The 16582-nt window shown below is 64.0% G+C and carries 13 protein-coding genes and 2 pseudogenes; 6 read left to right on the top strand and 9 right to left on the bottom strand.

Going from position 1 to position 16582, the window contains the following annotated elements; genetic code table 11:
- Positions 1-53 precede the first annotated feature (53 nt).
- Positions 54-1837, bottom strand: a pseudogene (locus ACZ0AV_RS01595) (sensor histidine kinase).
- 122 nt (positions 1838-1959) lie between these two features.
- Positions 1960-4173: a putative bifunctional diguanylate cyclase/phosphodiesterase gene (locus tag ACZ0AV_RS01590; protein ID WP_499149419.1), complete on the bottom strand. Its 2214-nt coding sequence runs from the start codon at positions 4171-4173 to the stop codon at positions 1960-1962.
- A gap of 188 nt (positions 4174-4361) precedes the next feature.
- Here ACZ0AV_RS01590 and ACZ0AV_RS01585 point away from each other — a divergent pair, with 188 nt between their 5' ends.
- Complete coding sequence (locus ACZ0AV_RS01585; protein ID WP_499149418.1) at positions 4362-4904, top strand: 3'-5' exonuclease; 543 nt, start codon at positions 4362-4364, stop codon at positions 4902-4904.
- A gap of 79 nt (positions 4905-4983) precedes the next feature.
- Positions 4984-5265: a pyrimidine/purine nucleoside phosphorylase gene (gene ppnP, locus ACZ0AV_RS01580; RefSeq protein ID WP_070883149.1), complete on the top strand. Its 282-nt coding sequence runs from the start codon at positions 4984-4986 to the stop codon at positions 5263-5265.
- Positions 5266-5347: 82 nt separating this feature from the next.
- On the opposite strand, the gene ACZ0AV_RS01575 is transcribed toward ppnP, so the two are convergent.
- Positions 5348-7429: an LTA synthase family protein gene (locus ACZ0AV_RS01575; RefSeq protein WP_499149417.1), complete on the bottom strand. Its 2082-nt coding sequence runs from the start codon at positions 7427-7429 to the stop codon at positions 5348-5350.
- A 201-nt stretch (positions 7430-7630) separates the two neighbouring features.
- Here ACZ0AV_RS01575 and ACZ0AV_RS01570 point away from each other — a divergent pair, with 201 nt between their 5' ends.
- A complete protein-coding gene (locus tag ACZ0AV_RS01570; RefSeq protein WP_499153261.1) occupies positions 7631-8509 on the top strand; it encodes a DNA-3-methyladenine glycosylase family protein in 879 nt (292 codons plus the stop codon).
- Between the two features lie 2 nt (positions 8510-8511).
- Complete coding sequence (locus ACZ0AV_RS01565) at positions 8512-9009, top strand: methylated-DNA--[protein]-cysteine S-methyltransferase (RefSeq protein ID WP_499149416.1); 498 nt, start codon at positions 8512-8514, stop codon at positions 9007-9009.
- Between the two features lie 9 nt (positions 9010-9018).
- On the opposite strand, the gene ACZ0AV_RS01560 is transcribed toward ACZ0AV_RS01565, so the two are convergent.
- The 4 genes from ACZ0AV_RS01560 to aroC all read right to left on the bottom strand — a co-directional run bounded on the left by ACZ0AV_RS01560 (position 9019) and on the right by aroC (position 12510).
- Positions 9019-9564: an acireductone dioxygenase gene (locus ACZ0AV_RS01560; protein WP_499149415.1), complete on the bottom strand. Its 546-nt coding sequence runs from the start codon at positions 9562-9564 to the stop codon at positions 9019-9021.
- Between the two features lie 65 nt (positions 9565-9629).
- Entirely contained in the window at positions 9630-10784 is a 1155-nt protein-coding gene (locus ACZ0AV_RS01555; RefSeq protein WP_499149414.1) for an MFS transporter, read from the bottom strand.
- Complete coding sequence (locus ACZ0AV_RS01550) at positions 10781-11383, bottom strand: hypothetical protein (protein WP_499149413.1); 603 nt, start codon at positions 11381-11383, stop codon at positions 10781-10783. Before ACZ0AV_RS01550 ends, ACZ0AV_RS01555 begins: the two co-directional genes overlap by 4 nt.
- 35 nt (positions 11384-11418) lie before the next feature.
- On the bottom strand, positions 11419-12510 hold the full coding sequence (gene aroC / locus ACZ0AV_RS01545; RefSeq protein WP_499149412.1) for a chorismate synthase: 1092 nt from the start codon (positions 12508-12510) through the stop codon (positions 11419-11421).
- 163 nt (positions 12511-12673) lie between these two features.
- Between aroC and ACZ0AV_RS01540 the strand changes: the two genes are divergently transcribed.
- Together ACZ0AV_RS01540 and ACZ0AV_RS01535 are read left to right on the top strand one after the other, a co-directional pair.
- Entirely contained in the window at positions 12674-13654 is a 981-nt protein-coding gene (locus ACZ0AV_RS01540) for an alpha/beta hydrolase (protein ID WP_499149411.1), read from the top strand.
- Positions 13655-13753: 99 nt separating this feature from the next.
- Positions 13754-14536 carry a hypothetical protein gene (locus ACZ0AV_RS01535; protein WP_499149410.1) on the top strand — a complete coding sequence of 261 codons (783 nt, stop codon included), beginning with the start codon at positions 13754-13756 and terminating at the stop codon, positions 14534-14536.
- An 83-nt stretch (positions 14537-14619) separates the two neighbouring features.
- Here the strand turns inward: ACZ0AV_RS01535 and ACZ0AV_RS01530 are convergent, their stop codons facing one another.
- Both ACZ0AV_RS01530 and ACZ0AV_RS01525 read right to left on the bottom strand, forming a co-directional pair.
- Complete coding sequence (locus tag ACZ0AV_RS01530; RefSeq protein ID WP_499153260.1) at positions 14620-15324, bottom strand: methyl-accepting chemotaxis protein; 705 nt, start codon at positions 15322-15324, stop codon at positions 14620-14622.
- Between the two features lie 198 nt (positions 15325-15522).
- Positions 15523-16437, bottom strand: a pseudogene (locus ACZ0AV_RS01525) (methyl-accepting chemotaxis protein); the annotation flags it as partial.
- Positions 16438-16582 lie beyond the last annotated feature (145 nt).

Here is a 16582-nt window from a genome sequence, read left to right as displayed (position 1 = left end):
GCTGAACGACGCTGATTCTAACGTGTCAGGAAGGCTGCGGGCAGCCCCGGTGATCAGCCCAGATCGAGGCGGATGCTGAAGCGCGAGCCTTGCCCTGGGGTGCTGGCTACGTCCAGCTGGGCACCGAGGATATCCACCGCCAGCTGGTGGGTGATATGCAGGCCAAGACCTGTCCCCCCTGCCCCCGGCGCGTGGTGAAGAATGGATCGAAGATCTTTTGCAGATGCTCTTCGGTCATGCCCTGGCCATCATCGATCACCTCGATCAGACACTGGCGCTGTGCCTCGTCCATCAGTCCGCGCACCTGGACCACGCCTCTGGTACCCGGACCGAAGGCGTGAATCAGAGCATTGTCGATCAGATTTTGCAGGATCTGCCCGAGCGGCCCCGGGTAACTGTCGAGCATGAGGCCGTGGGGCACCTCCAGTTCAACGCGGTGCATGCCCTGTCGCAGTTTTGGCTGCAGCAACAGCACGACCTCATCGACCAACTCGCGCAAATCGAAACGCCGTCGCTCGGTGCTGGCGCGGTCAGTGGCCAACTGTTTGAAGGCCCGCGTCAACTGCGCCATCCGTTCGAGGCTGGTCAGAATGATGCTCAAGCCGTCATCGGTGCGCTGCACGAAACGCTCCAGCGCCGTGCGCTTCAGCCCTTCGCGCATCGCGCCCTGAAACTCCTGGCTGGCCCTCTCCAGCGTGGAAGCGGCCACGCTGGCGGCGCCGATGGGCGTGTTCAACTCGTGTGCGACCCCCGCCACCATGGTGCCCAGCGAGGACAACTTCTCGGCCTGTAGAAGCGCACGCTGAGTTCGTTGCAACTGATCCACCGTGTGCTGCAACTGTTCATTGCTGAGCGCCAGCGCCTGGCTGCTGACATACAGCTCATGCTCGGCGCGTAACCGCCGCGTTTCATCGATGGCGCGGCGCACACTGATCAACAGGCCGAGGCCCTGCAGAAGGCCAAAGAACAGCAGCACTCGCCACAGCACATCGCGGCGCAAGGCGCTCAGCTGTTCGGCGCGAAGGTGTGACAGCAACACCCAGTGGTCCGCCTGGTTCGAGGTAGCTGAGGCGGCGTCGCTCGGACGGAAATGGCTGAAGGTCCAGAATCCGGCCTTGTCGATGAACGAGCCACGCTGGCTTTCCTGCAACCGTCGCCAGCTCGATGGTTGGCGGCTGGCCAGGGTCAGCTCAGGCTTGCCGAGCATGAAACCCCAGGCATGCTCGGGTCGCTCGCCCAGCATCCAGTACCCTTCGTGATCAAGCAGTTGCAGCGAACCACCGTAGGCAACCGAAGTTTCCTGCAACCGCCCAAGCAGCCGCTCGGCACGATAGTCGAGTATCAGGATGCCGCGCCGTTCACCGCGCTCGCTGAATACCGGCACCGCGGCCCGCAATATGGGCACCAGCGCGCTGATGGTGCCATCCGCCCGGTACTGCCGATCCAGATCGAAGCGAGACAGGTATGACTCACCGCGAAACAGGTGCATGGTTTCCACGAAGTAGTATGCCGCGGAGTCGTTCTGCAGATTGGGTGCATCGACAAGCTTCGCCTTGCCGGCCCCGCCGTCAACCCGCACGCGCTCCATGCCGGTTTCATCGAGCCAGCGGATGCGCTGGTACACGCCACGGCTGTCGGAAAACTCGACGAACAGCTCGCTCAACGCCACATAACTGTCGTCGGATGCGTACTTGAGCGCCCGCGTCAGCAGCGGCTGCTGACTGAGGAACTGCAGGTCGCCGCGCAGGCTGGCGAGATGCCGCTCCAGTACCGCGACGCCCTCCGCCTGGCTGTCCGCCTGCGCCTCCAGCAACGGCTCGAGCCGATCACCAAGCATCCGTTCATACAGCAATCCGCTGAGTACGATGATCAGCAGCGACCAGGGCAGCAATAGCACCAGCAGGTTGCGTGGCAGGGGTTTCGACAACACCGCGCGCCACGCAGCAACCCGGCGAGCGATCACCGGCGCGCACGCTCGGTCAGCCAGACCAGCAGACTGTCGAGGGGCATCGGCCTGGCAAACAGATAGCCTTGCGCTTCGACACACTCATGCTGTTGCAACCACTCGGCCTGCTCCTGATTTTCCACGCCCTCGGCGATGACCGACATGCCGACGCGCTGGGCGATCTGAATCACCGCTTCGGCGATCGATCGCCCGTCCTCCTGGGCATTCAGTTCCTGCACGAAGCTGCGGTCGATCTTCAGGCGATCGGCCGGCAATTGCCGCAGGTAGCTGAGCGACGAGAAGCCTGTGCCGAAATCGTCGATGGCCACTTTAACGCCCATCTGCCGCAAGGCCAGCAGCTGTTCGCAGACCAGTTCGAACGAGCGCATGGCCACCGACTCGGTGATCTCCAACTCGACCTGGGTGGCACGCACGCCGGCGCTTTCCAAGTGCGACGTGAACCGCTCGATGAAATCCCGTTGCAGCAGTTGAGTCGCCGATACATTGATGGCCACCCGGATGTCACCGTGCCCCGCTTCGTCCAGTCGCCTGGCAGCCTGCAGCGACAAGCGCATCAGCAAATCGCCCAGCGGCAGGATGTAGCCGGTGGTTTCCGCCAACGGTATGAATTGTAGCGGCGGTATGGGCTTGCCATCGGCCGGGTACCAGCGCGCCAAAGCCTCGACGCCGGTGACTACGCCCGTGCGCATGTCCACCTGGGGTTGCAACTGGATACTGATCAGGTCGCTGGCCACGGCATCTCTCAGCGCCAGCAGCAGGCGAAAGGATTCGGCATGAGCGCCCTGCAACTGGCGATCATGCACCACATGCTGGTCATGCCCCAGTTGCTTGGCTTGTTTGAGCGTCAGCCGGGCATCCTGCAGCGCCACGCTGGCGGTATCGTCGAAATCGCGCAGGTAGAGCGTCACGCTGCTCAGGCTGTGGACCTGGCCCAGTTCATAGGGGCGATTGGGACGCCGGAACAATGCCACGATATCCTCGGCGCGCACTTGCTCTTCGGGGCCAAGGATGGCGAACAGGTCGTCACGCACCCGGGCGATCAGCACGTTGCTGTCGAAGGTTTCACGCAGGCGATTGGCAACCAGGCCAAGAATGAAATCGCCGTAACCCGTCCCGAACGCGGTATTGGCGCCGGAAAAATTGTCGATGTCGATCAGCACCAGCACGCGCTCGTGCTTGTTCGGGCTGTTCAGCGTCATGTCGAGCATGCGAATCAGCGCATTGCGGTTGGGGATCTTCAGCAGGTCGTCCTGGTAGGCCATTTCCTCCAGGCGACTGAACAACGCCACGTTATAGAGGCCACGGCTGATGCTGGCGCTGAACACTTCGAGCAGTTCCAGTTCGGTATCGTCCAGCGTGCGTTCGGTGGCCACATAGCAGGCGTAATCCGCGCCGGCCTGAAAGCGCGGAAAGAACAGCACGGTACAGTCGTCGAAACGCAGGGTGGTCTGTTTTTGCAGGCTACAGCGCAACGCGCTGGCGACGGCGTCGTCCCTGAGGCTATCGAGGTCGCCGTCGATGGAGCCATAGAAACGGCCGCTGGCGCTGATCACATGGGCGTTGGGCAATGTGCCCGGAGCGGCTTCCTTGGCCTTGACGCAGACGATGCCTTCAGCCTGCAGGTCCAGCAGCGAGGCGATCTCGGAAAGAATCTTCGCCGACAGCTCACGGGTGTTCTTCGAGCAAAACAGCGCGTTGCTGGACTCGACGATCATCTGCAGGCCGCGACGGGCACGCGCTGTCGCCTTGAGCTGCGAGTAGCTGCGCACGCCGGTGGTCAGCACCGTGCGCAGGCGTTCGGCACTCAGCTCGCTTTTCGACCAGTAGTCGTTGATGTCGTAATCCCGCATGACCTCCTGCACAGGTGCCATGCCGGGCTCGCCAGTCAGCAGCACGATACGGATCTCGGCGTTGCCGATAACTTCGCGCAAGGTCTTGACCAGGCGCAGGCCTGCATCCTCGGTCTCCATCACCACATCGAGCAGCACCAGGGCGATATCCTGCTGCTCGGCGAGAATCATCGCCGCCTCGCGGTTGCTGAAGGCCTGCTGAATATCGACCCGCCGCCCGAGAATCTCCATCTCGCTGATGGCAAAGGCCGTCGCACGCTGGAAGCCAGCATCATCGTCGACGGTCAGAATGCGCCACGTCGGCTGATGTGCACCCTCTAGAGGTTCATCCTCAAAAAGCACCACGGAGTCATCCATGAAAACACGCACCTATCACTCAGAGAGGAGGAAACATTACCTTCCGCGCCGCAAAGTATAGCCAGCCCTGGAAAGACACAAGACGCATGATGGCATTTCATACACGGCACCAATTCGGCCATTCGTCGGTCTGAAGGTCAGCGCTGATGAGCGGGCGTTATTCGCCGGGCAACGGACAAGGAGACGCTATGGGGCATTGGCTGGTCATTGATCTGGAAGCCACCACCGAAGAAGGTGGCTGGCCGGTCGAGCACATGGAGATCATCGAGATTGGCGCCAGCCTGGTGAACGCCAATGGTCACGAGATCGACCATTTCCAGCGTTTCGTGCGACCGTTGCGACGCCCCAACTTGACCCGTTTCTGCCGCGACCTGACCCATATCAGCCAGGCGGACGTCGACGCGGCCCTGGCATTGCCCGCGGTCTGGCAGCAGTTCGAACGCTGGCTGGAGCCGCACCATGCGCGACTGCAAGGCTGGTGCAGTTGGGGTGACTACGACCGCGTGCAATTGCAGCAGGACTGGCAACGCAACGAGCTGGCCAGCCATCTGCAGCGCCTGCCCCACCTGAACCTCAAGCAGCGTTTCGCCAAGGCCCGCCAACTGGCACGCCCGGTTGGCCTGAACGCCGCGCTGCAGTTGGCTGGTATCGGTTTCAGCGGCCAGCAGCACCGCGCGCTCACCGACGCGCGCAATACGGCACGCCTGCTGCCGCTGGTGATGGCCGGCTAGAGGGCTGCAGGAGAGGTGACGCCAATGGACGCCTTGGGCATACTGGCCGGCCATCTATCCCGCCCTTACGAGGACGCACATGTTCAAGGTCAACGAGTATTTCGACGGTACCGTCAAGTCCATCGCATTTGGCATGGCAGAAGGCCCGGCCACCATCGGCGTCATGGCCGCAGGCGAATACGAGTTCGGTACCAGCCAGCTGGAAGTCATGCACGTGATCGCCGGCGCACTGACCGTGAAGCTGCCAGGCAGCGACAGCTGGGAAACCTTCACGGCGGGCAGTCGCTTCACCGTGCCGGCCAACAGCAAGTTCCAGCTGAAGGTCGAGCAGGACACCGCCTACCTTTGCGAGTACCGCTAAGAGCGACAGCCTCCCCGTCAGCGTGGCGAAAGGGGGGCAACGCTCCACGGGTTAGCAGCGTCACCCTCATGATTGCCGCCGGCTAGGGTTTCTCCGGCATGCCGTCGACTACGCCAGCGGTATTGTCCAGCAGGCTCTTGGTGGCGGTTTGCAGAAAGCCTTCGAGGCGCTGCTTCATCAGCTCGTCGACCGGGCCTTCGATACGCTGGGCGGTCGGTTTGGCCCCCAGGCTGTAGCGGTACAGGCGCGGCTCGAAATCCTTGGGCTGCACCAGCACGCGATCGGCCGTCACGATGGCGACGGTCTGATCGCCACCCGACGGTTTGATCACACCGATGCCGCCATCGCCCTCCGGCAGGTTGAGCAGGTCGCGGCCCCAGCATTGGTGACGCACATCGCCACCGAGTCGGCCCATGATGGTCGGCACGATGTCGACCTGGGTACCGACGGTATGGCTGACCTTGCCGTATTTCTTTTGGATCCCCGGTGCGATCAGCAGCAGCGGTACGTTGAAGCGCTGCAAGTCCATTTCCGTCACCTGATCGAAACCGCCGAAGCCGTGATCGCCCACCACCACGAACAACGTTTCGTTGAAATAGGGCTCCTGGCGCGCTTTCTCGAAGAACTGGCCAAGCGCCCAGTCCGAATAGCGCATGGCGGTGCGGTGCAGGTTTTCCTTGCCGTCGATCATTACCGGCTCTACCGGCAGGTCCTTGGGCAACGCATAGGGGGTGTGGTTGGACAGCGTCTGCAGCAGCGCATAGAACGGCTTCTCACCGTAATTGGTCTTCAACTCCAGCGCGCCGCGGTCGAACATGTCCTGATCGGAAACGCCCCAGGTCGGATCCATGAATACCGGATCGACGAAATCCTCGCGGCCGATGAAGCGGGTCATCCCCTGGTTGCTGAAGAACCCGGACTGGTTGTCCCACTGGAAATTGCCGTTGTAGACGTACAGGTCGTCGAAGCCGCGGGCACCGAGCAGTTGCGGCAGCCCGGAAAACTTGTGGGCACCCTCGGGTGTGCGCATCAGGTACTCGAAACCAGGCAGATTGGGGAAGCAGGCCATGGTGGCGAACATGCCCTGATGGGTGTGTGTGCCATTGGAGAAGAAGCGGTCGAACAGCAGGCCTTCCTTGCTCAGCTTGTCGAAGTACGGCGTGATGTTGCCCGCGGCCCCCAGTGCACCGACCGAATGCCCGGCGAAACTCTCCATCAGGATGACCACCACATTGCGGATCGGCAGCGTGCCGTCGGCAGGCGGTGTGTACACCCGGCGGATGGCGGCATCATCGGCGTCGACCAGTTTGTCATCCGCAGTCAGCAGCATGTCGCGGGTGCTCTGCCTGGCCTGCTCGTCTGCCATGGTCGACTGCCAGGTGTTGTCACGGTGTGGCCCGAAGGTCGCCTGGGCGGCCGTGAACAGGGTCAGTGTGCCGTTGAGGCCCAGTTGGTTGGCGAACATCGACTCGGTGGTATAGGCATCGCCCCAGCGCAACGGCGGCCCTTGGCGCAGGTGGCCACGGGCTGCGATGACCGCGATCAGCAAGCACAGGAAAAACACCGACACGCGCCAGTACCAAGCCACCGTTGGGCACGGCGAGGCTGCGACACGCGGGGCCTTGGCACGGCTGGCGCGGTCGAACAGCGAGAACATCCACCACAACAGGCCGGTGATGACGAGCCAGGCAACTAGGTAACGCGCCACCGGAAACCCGTTCCAGAGCATGCTCATCACGGTGGCCTGGTCTTCTTGCAGGTACTGGAACACCAGGCTGTTCAGGCGCTGGTGGAATTCCTTGTAGAAGTCCAGTTCGGCGAGGCCGAGAAACAACGTGACGCTGGCGAAGGACGTCAGCCAGACCCGCTGCCAGATCCGCGCCAGCATCGCCCGTGTGCTCAACAGGGCGAGCAGCAGCGGCGCACAGGCGTACACCACCACCCGCAGGTCGAAGCGCAGGCCATTGAAAAAGGCTTCGGCGAACACCGCTGCCGGCGTGTCACCGATCAGCTCACGGTTGTAGACCAGCAATCCGGCGCGCAGCAGGCTGTACATCACCAGCAGCGCCAGGGCGCTGAAAACGGTGAAGAGCATTTGACTGCGTAACGGCTGGAGGGAATGCGAAGCGTTGCGAGGGGTGCCCTGAACTGCTGTAGGGTTCATTTCAATCAACCACCAAAGACGTATGACAGCCAGCACGCCATGAGTCACGGCTGCTGGTGGCCGGCGAGTATTCGGGTGGGGATGTGAAAATTTTGTCGCCAGGTGTCCAGCAGGCTGCCATGGGCGCCGGTCTTGGCGAGGAGTGGTTTGAAAGTCATCTTGCACGCTGACAAGAATCGGCCCGGCGGTTATCGTCAGAGCATGACCCAGAGCGAAACCATCATTCTGCCTTGTCGGGCACCCTGGAACTGGCTGCAGTTCCATGAGCATTTCACGCTCCGCGCCATCGCCGGCCAGGAAAGCCTCGGGGAGCGAGACTACTGCCGCAGTTTTCGCCTGGCGGGCGTCACCGGCTGGTTTCGCGTCAGCGCACTGCCCGACCAGAACGCGCTGCAACTGCTCTGCAGCGCCTCGGCCGGCGACTGCCTGGCGCCGTTGACCCAGCGTGTGCGGCGCATGTTCGACCTGGATGCCGACCCGGCCGTAATCGCCGCCCATTTCGCCAGTGACCCGCACCTGGCAACGATGCTCGCGCGCAATCCGGGCCTGCGCCTGCCTACCGCCTTTGATGCGTTCGAGCAGGCGGTGCGGGCCATCGTCGGCCAGCAGGTGACCGTGAAAGCGGCGGTGACCATTACCGGGCGCCTGGTCAACCGCCTCGGCGAGCCGCTGGATGACGGGCCGCCGGGCATCGACCGATTATTTCCCACCCCTGCCGCCCTGGCGGCTGCCAACCTGGATGGGATCGGCATGCCTGGCAAGCGTGTGCAGACGTTGCAGCACTTCGCCGCGCAGGTGGCCAGTGGCCAATTGCGCCTGGATATCAGCCACGGCGCGGCCGAGCTGGTCGAACGTCTGTGTGCCCTGCCCGGCATCGGCCCGTGGACCGCCGAATACATCGCCCTGCGCGCCTTCGGCGATGCCGATGCGTTCCCGGCCAGCGACCTGGGCTTGCTGAAAGCGCCGATCTGGGGCGCGGGCGGCATCAGCGCGCGCCAGTTGCAGGCCCACGCCGAAGCCTGGCGCCCCTGGCGGGCGTATGCCGCTGCCCATCTGTGGCACAACTATTCAGGAGGCTGAGGATGTTCTACCGCTACCACGACAGCCCCATCGGTCGTCTCTTCATGGTGGGAGACGAGCAAGGTTTGCAGCAACTGCTGATGGAGGTCGAGCGTACGCCCTGGCGGATCGCCGATCACTGGCGCGAGTCGGGCTCGCAACTGGACACCGCCAGCCGTCAGCTGGACGACTACTTCAGCGGTCGCCGACAGCGCTTCGAGCTGCGCCTCAACCCTCAGGGCACCGCGTTCCAGCAAGCGGTGTGGCGGGCGCTGCAGGAAATCCCCTATGGCCAGCTGGACAGCTACGGCGCGCTGGCCCGGCGCATCGACAGGCCCAGGGCGGTGCGCGCAGTTGGTGCAGCTAATGGCGCCAACCCGATCTGCATCATCATCCCGTGCCACCGCGTCATCGGCCGCGACGGCAGCCTCACCGGCTTTGCCGGCGGCTTGCCGCGCAAGCAACGGCTGCTGGAGCTGGAAGGCGCAGTGCCGCGGGCGCAGGAGTCGCTGTTCGATTAGGGCGCCGGCTCAGTCTTCCAGGCGCGGGAAACATGCGGCGATGTCGTCGCCGCTCGGCTGGCCTGCCAGTGCGCCACCCGCCGAGAGTCGCACCATCGCACAGTGGGGAAACTCGCCCAGGTCGAACCAGTAGCGAGTGCCTGCCGGTACCGACACCAGCGCGTTGCGTTCTGCCAGCAACGCAAACACGTAGTCATCGATGTGCAGATTCAGCAGCCCCTGCCCGGCCACGAACAGATAAAGCAACCCTCCCTGGGCGATGAGTTCCTGCGGCGGCTCGACAGGTTTGTCACCCTCACGCGGCCAGCGCCGCTGATCGATGCTGATAACCTCGACATCACCCAGGCCGCTGTCACGCTTGAGCTGCCGCAGCGCCTCGTCGAGCACGTCGAGGATCTCCGTGTGCGCCACGCCGGGCTGCAGTTTGCAATCGAAATCCAACAAGCGGAAATCGATACCGACCGCCGCCAGCGTGCTGGTGATGTCTTCGGCATGGCCCAGCACCTTGTTGGGAGTGTCGGGGCTGGACTGGTGGTGGACGCTGAGGCGACTCATGACGGTATCCTTTAGGTACTCGCTGCCGGCTGGGCAGCTCGATATGACGGATGCCCCGCGCGCCGTTAAGGCTGCGCCGGGTCAGCGGTGCGTCGGGCCATGATAACCGCTGCCGCCAGGGCGGCCAGCCCTGCCAGGGCAAAGGTCCACTGCGCGCCCAGCCCTGTCCAGGTGTAGCCGGCATACAAGGCGCCCAAGGCGCCGCCGATACCGGCAAGCGAAGCGTACAGTGCCTGGCCCTGCCCTTGCTGACGAGCACCGAAGCTGCGCTGCACGAAGGCGATCGAGGCGGCATGAAAGCCGCCGAAGGTGGCGGCGTGCAACACCTGAGCGAACAGCAGCACCGGCAACTGATCGGCGAGAAAGCCCATCAATACCCAACGCAATGCAGCAATGGCGAAGCTGGCGATCAGCACCTGGCGCAGGCTGAAATGCCTGAGCAGGCGCGCCATTGCCATGAACACCAGCACCTCGGCGACTACCCCCAATGCCCAGAGCAGGCCGATCAGCCCGCGGCTGTAGCCGAGCTGCTCCAGGTGAATGCTGAGAAAGGTGTAGTACGGCCCGTGAGACAGCTGCATCAGCGCCACGCACAGATAGAACGCCAGCACACCGGGTTGCCGGAGCTGCTGCAGGAAGCCGCCGCGACTGGCCGATTGTGAGGACGCCAGCGGCTGCGCATCCGGCACCCAGAAGCTGCTCAGGGCAATGCCGGCGATGATCAGCAGCAGCGCCCACGGATAGACATCCAGGCTGAGCAGATCGAATGCCTTGCCGAGGCCGACCACGCTGAGAATGAAGCCGATCGAGCCCCACAGGCGAATCTGCGCGTAGCGCGCCGACTGTTCACGCAAGTGCGCCAGGGTGATGACCTCGAACTGCGGCAGCACCGCATGCCAGAAGAACGCGTGCAGCGCCATCACCAGGGCCAGCCACGCATAGCTCTGGCTGACGAAGATCAGGCTCAGGCTGAGCAGCGTGCACAGCGCGCCGAGGCGCACGATCAGCAGACGCCGGCCACTGTAATCGCCCAGCCAGCCCCACAGGTTCGGCGCAATGCAGCGCATCAGCATGGGAATGGCCAGCAGCTCGCCGATGCGTGCTGGCGAGAATCCCAGATGTGCGAAGTACAGGCCCAGAAACGGCGCTGTGGCGCCGAGCAGCGCGAAGTAGAACAGGTAGAAGCCGGACAGGCGCCAGTACGGGAGGATGGGGGTCAAGCCTGACCACCCTGGCTGTCGAAAAACCGTCGAATCATCGCGCTGGCAACGCCAGGTTCACGCAGCGTGATCACCGCACCCTGGTCATCGACGGTGAAGTGCCCCTTGAAGGCTTCCGGCATGGCGTCGTACTGCCGGTTGATCTGCTCGAGGGTATCGCGCAGGCAAGCGTAGCCATAACGCTGGAGCAGATACGGCAACGCATTACGGCCCCGGAGCAGCTCGTATTCCTGATAGTTGTAGGGCGTGGACTGCTGCCTTTTTGCCAAGGTCTGGCGAAAGCCTGTCAGCATTTTTCGCAGATGCTCTTCGCTGGCCCGGCGCGCCAGGCCCCGCAGGGCGTAAACCTTCATGTCCAGATGGCGCTCCTTGCGGTAGGCCTGGGCGAAAAAGGCATCGAGCAGTGCGAAATCGAGGTCGTACAGCAGCATGAGGATCTGCTTGCGCACATCGAGCTGCTTGCTGCTGGTGTAGAGCGCAACGAGGTACCCAGCGCCCTGCTCGTCGATCTGACCCGGCTCCAGCACCAACAGCGCATCGCGAACTGCCGAAATGCGTTTGCCGGTGACGCTGCGTAGCACCTCGGGGAATTCGCTCATGCCGCCCTCGCCTTGCACGATGCCGGGACGCTCGCTCAACGCTGCGGCAATACCGGCGTACTCACGCGCACGTCAGCGTTCTGCCCGCGGTGGCGCAACAGGTGATCCATCAGCACGATCGCCATCATCGCCTCGGCGATGGGCGTGGCGCGAATGCCCACGCAGGGGTCATGGCGCCCCTTGGTGATCACGTCCGCCGCCTGGCCATTCACGTCGATGGAGCGCCCCGGCGTGGTGATGCTGGAGGTCGGCTTGAGCGCCAGGTGCGCAACGATCGGCTGTCCGCTGGAAATGCCGCCGAGAATGCCACCGGCATGATTGGAAACGAAGCCCGCTGGCGTCAGCTCGTCACGGTGTTCGGTGCCGCGTTGCGCCACCGACGCGAAGCCGTCGCCGATCTCCACCCCCTTGACCGCGTTGATACTCATCAGCGCATGGGCCAGCTCGGCATCCAGGCGGTCGAAGATCGGCTCGCCCAACCCCGGCATGACGCCTTCGGCGACCACGGTGATCTTCGCACCGACGGAATCCTGGTCGCGGCGCAGCTGATCCATGTAGGCCTCCAGCTCCGGCACCTTGTCGGGGTCGGGGCAGAAGAAGGCGTTGTCTTCCACCGAGTCCCAGGTCTTGAACGGGATCTCGATTGGGCCTAGCTGACTCATGTAGCCGCGGATGATGATGCCCTGGCTGGCCAGGTACTTCTTGGCGATGGCGCCAGCAGCCACGCGCATGGCGGTTTCCCGCGCCGAGCTGCGGCCACCACCACGGTAGTCACGCAGGCCGTACTTGTGGTGGTAGGTGTAGTCGGCGTGGGCCGGGCGGAACAGATCCTTGATCGCCGAATAGTCCTTGGACTTCTGATCGGTATTGCGGATCAGCAAGCCGATGGCGCAACCGGTGGTCCTGCCTTCGAATACCCCGGAGAGGATTTCCACCTCATCGGCTTCCTGGCGCTGGGTGGTGTGGCGGCTGGTGCCGGGCTTGCGGCGGTCGAGGTCGCGCTGCAGGTCGTCCAGGGAAATGTCCAGCCCGGGCGGGCAGCCGTCGACGATAGCGACCAATGCAGGGCCGTGGCTCTCGCCTGCCGTGGTGACGGTGAACAGCTTGCCGAAGGTATTGCCGGACATTGCGCGAGGCTCCACTAGGTTCGATCAGCAGCCTGCAATGAAAAGACAGGCTCGAGAGGAAAGCCGCTGAGTATACTCCGTGGCAACGGCGCAGATCACCCGCCAGCGAACCTTTGGCCAATTGCCAGCGTCCAACAGATCCCACCACAGACACCTTCCCATCATGCTGCGAGCCCTGCTTTTGACCCTCACCCTCTTCACCGGCCTGGTTCAGGCCGCGCCCATCCTGCGCGAACCGGTCAGCCTGGACACCGGTCAGGGCGTGCTGCATGGCTCGCTGATGCTGCCGCAACGCAGCGAAGCGGTGCCGGTGGTGCTGCTGGTGGCCGGCTCCGGACCAACCGACCGCAACGGCAACAACCCGGGCGGCGGGCACAACGACGCGCACCGTAAACTGGCCCAGGCGCTGGCGCAGCAAGGCATCGCCAGCGTGCGCTATGACAAGCGCGGCATCGCCGCCAGCTACGCCGCCACACCCCACGAGCGCGATCTCAGTGTCGAACGCTACGTGGCAGACGTCGTGGCCTGGAGCCACAAGCTGCAGCAGGACACGCGCTTCAGTCAGGTGATTCTGGTCGGCCACAGCGAAGGCGCATTGATCGCCAGCCTGGCCGCCCCCGGTGCCGATGCCGACGCGCTGGTGACGATTGCCGGCAGCGCGCGCCCGATTGACCAACTGCTCCAGGCACAACTGCGCGACCGCCTGCCACCGCGCCTGCGCGCCGAGAGCGACGCCTTGCTGGCCGCGCTGCGCGAGGGCCGCCAGGTAGCCGAGGTATCAGACGAGCTGACCGTGCTGTATCGCACCAGCGTGCAGCCCTACCTGATCTCGCTGTTCCGTCAGGACCCCGCCGCGGCCTTCTCGCGGGTACGGGTACCGGCCCTGATCCTGCAAGGCGACCATGACATTCAGGTCAGCGCGAGCGATGCTCGGGCGCTGCACGCCGCCAAGCCCGACGCGGAGTTGCAGATCATCACCGGCATGAACCACGTGATGCGTATCGTGCCGATGGATTTCGAGGCCCAGCTGGCCTCCTACGACAACCCCGACCTGCCCCTGGCCCGTGCGCTCACCAGCAACATCGCGCGGTTCATCAAGGCGCTGCCGCCTGCAGAACCGGCCATCGCTGCCGATAGCCAATAGATGAATATCAGCCGTTGCTGTCGGCCCGCGGCGCGCGCCCGGCAGCTACGTGAACAGGTCCACCCCTGAGGCAAGCGGTGGTTTAGCGAGGAATAACCCATGACCGACAGCGAATCGCCAGCCGTCGCCGCCCCGGAAACCGAGCAGGCTGAATCGTCCCACCCTTGGGCAGCGCTGGGCCCGGAGCACTTTCGCCTGCTGCGCCTGGCGCCGCTGCCAGTCGACCGCCACACCGGTGCGCGGCCGCTGCGTTTTGTTCAACTGGGCCGGGTGGAGCGGCACAGCAAGGAGCAGAGCCTGCTGCGCCTGAGCCTGCAATTGCCGGGGCAAAAGGTCCGCAAGGAGCAGAACGTGCTCGAACTGTGGCTCGACCACCGCGCCAAGGAGGCCCGTTTCGGCCCCGACAGCGGGCTGAGCCTGGAACCGCAGAACCGTGGCCTCGGCCGTTTTCTGCTGGCCCAGGCCGCCGCCTGGGCCAAGCAGCATTGCGCCCATTACACCGTGGAAAGCGGCCCGCTGCCGAGCCGCGACGCCTTCAGCGAAGATGCGCGCGCACGTCGTGATCACTGCCTGAAAGCCCAGGGCTTTGCCGTCGACTACCAGGACGGCCAGCTCAAGGCGCATTACAGCGCGGGCCGCCTCAGCGCGCTGCACAGCGACTGGAACGCGGAGAAGATCAGCTTCATCGAACAGCTCGATGCGGCGCAGATGCTCCAGCAGGCCGACCAGAACCTGCATGAGCAGGGCCTGCAACTGCGCAAGCAGCATGAACACCTCGAACAGCTCAAGCGCGACGACGGCGGCCTGCGCTTCACCATCGCCTGCCTGGTGGCGTTCAGCCTGTTTCAGGCCGGCCTGCTGATCTGGATCGCCACCCACTGAGCCGGCGGGCCTGGGTGTTGCCCCAGATGTGAAAAGGCCGTTGCCCTGGGGCAACGGCCTTTTCATGGGTGCCGCCAGGGTGATCAGACGCGGAAGTGGCTGACCATCGCCTGCAACTGGCTGCCAAGGCGCGCCAGTTCGACGCTGGAGGCCGCCGTCTCTTCGCTGGCCGCCGCACTCTGCTCGGCGATGTCGCGGACGTTGACCACGCTGCGGCTGATTTCCTCGGCCACTGCGCTCTGCTGCTCGGCAGCGGCGGCGATCTGCTGGTTCATCGCCTGGATGTTCGACACCGTGCGGGTGATGCTTTCCAGGGAGTCGCCGGCCTTGCGGGTCAGATCCACCGTGCTGTCGGTCAGCTCGCGGCTGCCCTGCATGATCGCCGCCACTTTCTGCGTACCCTGCTGCAGGCCGGCAACCAGCTCTTCGATCTCCTCGGTGGATTTCTGCGTACGCTGGGCCAGGCCACGAACCTCATCGGCGACCACCGCGAAGCCACGACCGGCCTCCCCGGCACGCGCCGCCTCGATGGCGGCGTTGAGAGCCAGCAGGTTGGTCTGTTCGGCCACCGCCTTGATCACGTCCATCACGCTGCCGATCTTGTTGCTTTCCTGCTGCAGATGGCTCATGGCCTCGGTAGAGCGCGTCACTTCCGCAGCCAGGCGCTCGATCTGCGCGATGGCCTCGCCCACCACCCTGTCGCCCTGGGTGGCTTCACGGTCGGCATCCGAGGCAGCGCGCGATGCATCCGCAGCGTTGCGGGCCACTTCCTGCACGGTGGCCGACATTTCATGCATGGCCGTGGCCACCTGGTCGGTTTCGATTTTCTGGCTGTTCACCCCGGCGCTGGTCTGCTCGGTGACCGCAGACAACTCTTCGGCAGCACTGGCAATCTGGGTGACGCCGTCGCGGATTCCGCCGATCAGATCACGCAGGGTGGTGCCCATGCGCTGGATGCCTTGCTGCAGCACGCCGATTTCGTCGCGGCGGGTAACCTGCAGCGTCTGGCTCAGGTCGCCCCCGGCGATACGCTCGACCGCGGTCAGGGTGTCCTGCAGCGGGCGAGTGATCTGCCGGGTGATCAGCCAGGCGGCAAGAATGCCGACCAGCAATGCCAGCACGGTGGTGCTCAACTGCAGGGTCCGTGCCGATGCGGTCTCGCTGTCGCGGCGCTCGACCTGGATAGCGATGAGCTCCTTGCTCAGCTTGACGATCTCGTAGCCCTGCTCGGTCAGCTCCTTGCGAGATGCAGCGATGGTTTCAGTGGCCGCCTTGAACGCCATCACCGCCGTGCGATAGCTGGCCAGCGCGGAGTCGACCTGGCTGACACGTTGCGGGTGCTCGGCGGAAAAGGTCTGGCGGAACTGGTCGAGGTCCTTGATGGTCGTCTCGATCTGGCTGATGGCCGCACGCTCGGCCTCGGCAGTGGGGTTGCTGACGTAACCACGAACCTGGAAGCGCACCAGTTGCCAGTCTTCCTTGGCCTTGGTGATGGCCTGGACCTGGCTGTCACGGCGTTCGTCATACGGGGGCAGGTCCATCACCGCGGTGTTGATCTGGGCGATCTGCTCACCGGCACTTTCCGCGTTGCGGGCCATTTCCTGGCGCGCCTCGCCAGCCGCACGGTACCCAGCGCGCATCTTGTTGAGCGACACCTGATAGGCATCGATCTGCGCGCCCTGCGCCTGCAGGCGACTGACGTTATCGGGGCTTTTGAAAGAGGCCAACACCTCGGCATGCTTGGCCTTGAAACCATCAAGGGACTTCTGCACGGTTTCGGCGACGGTTTCGTCACCATTGGCGAGCATGTACTGCAGACGGGTGATACGCAGTTCGGTCAGCGTATCGTTGAGACCGGTGATATTCGCTGTCCAGTCGCTGCGCTGGATCAGGCTGCCCATGCTGGTCCAACCAACCAGTGCGAGTGCACACGTGAGTGCAAGTACAAGGCCGAAGCCCAAGGCAAGTTTCAAGGTGACGCTGATGTTTGCGAACCAGCTGTTCATGGAGTTCTCTGACCTTTGTAAAGGGAGTGTTAAGCAGCTG

Source organism: Pseudomonas sp. AC532, from assembly GCF_979258965.1.
Note: the sequence above shows the minus strand (reverse complement) of the source record. Positions and strands in the feature narration are given on the sequence as shown.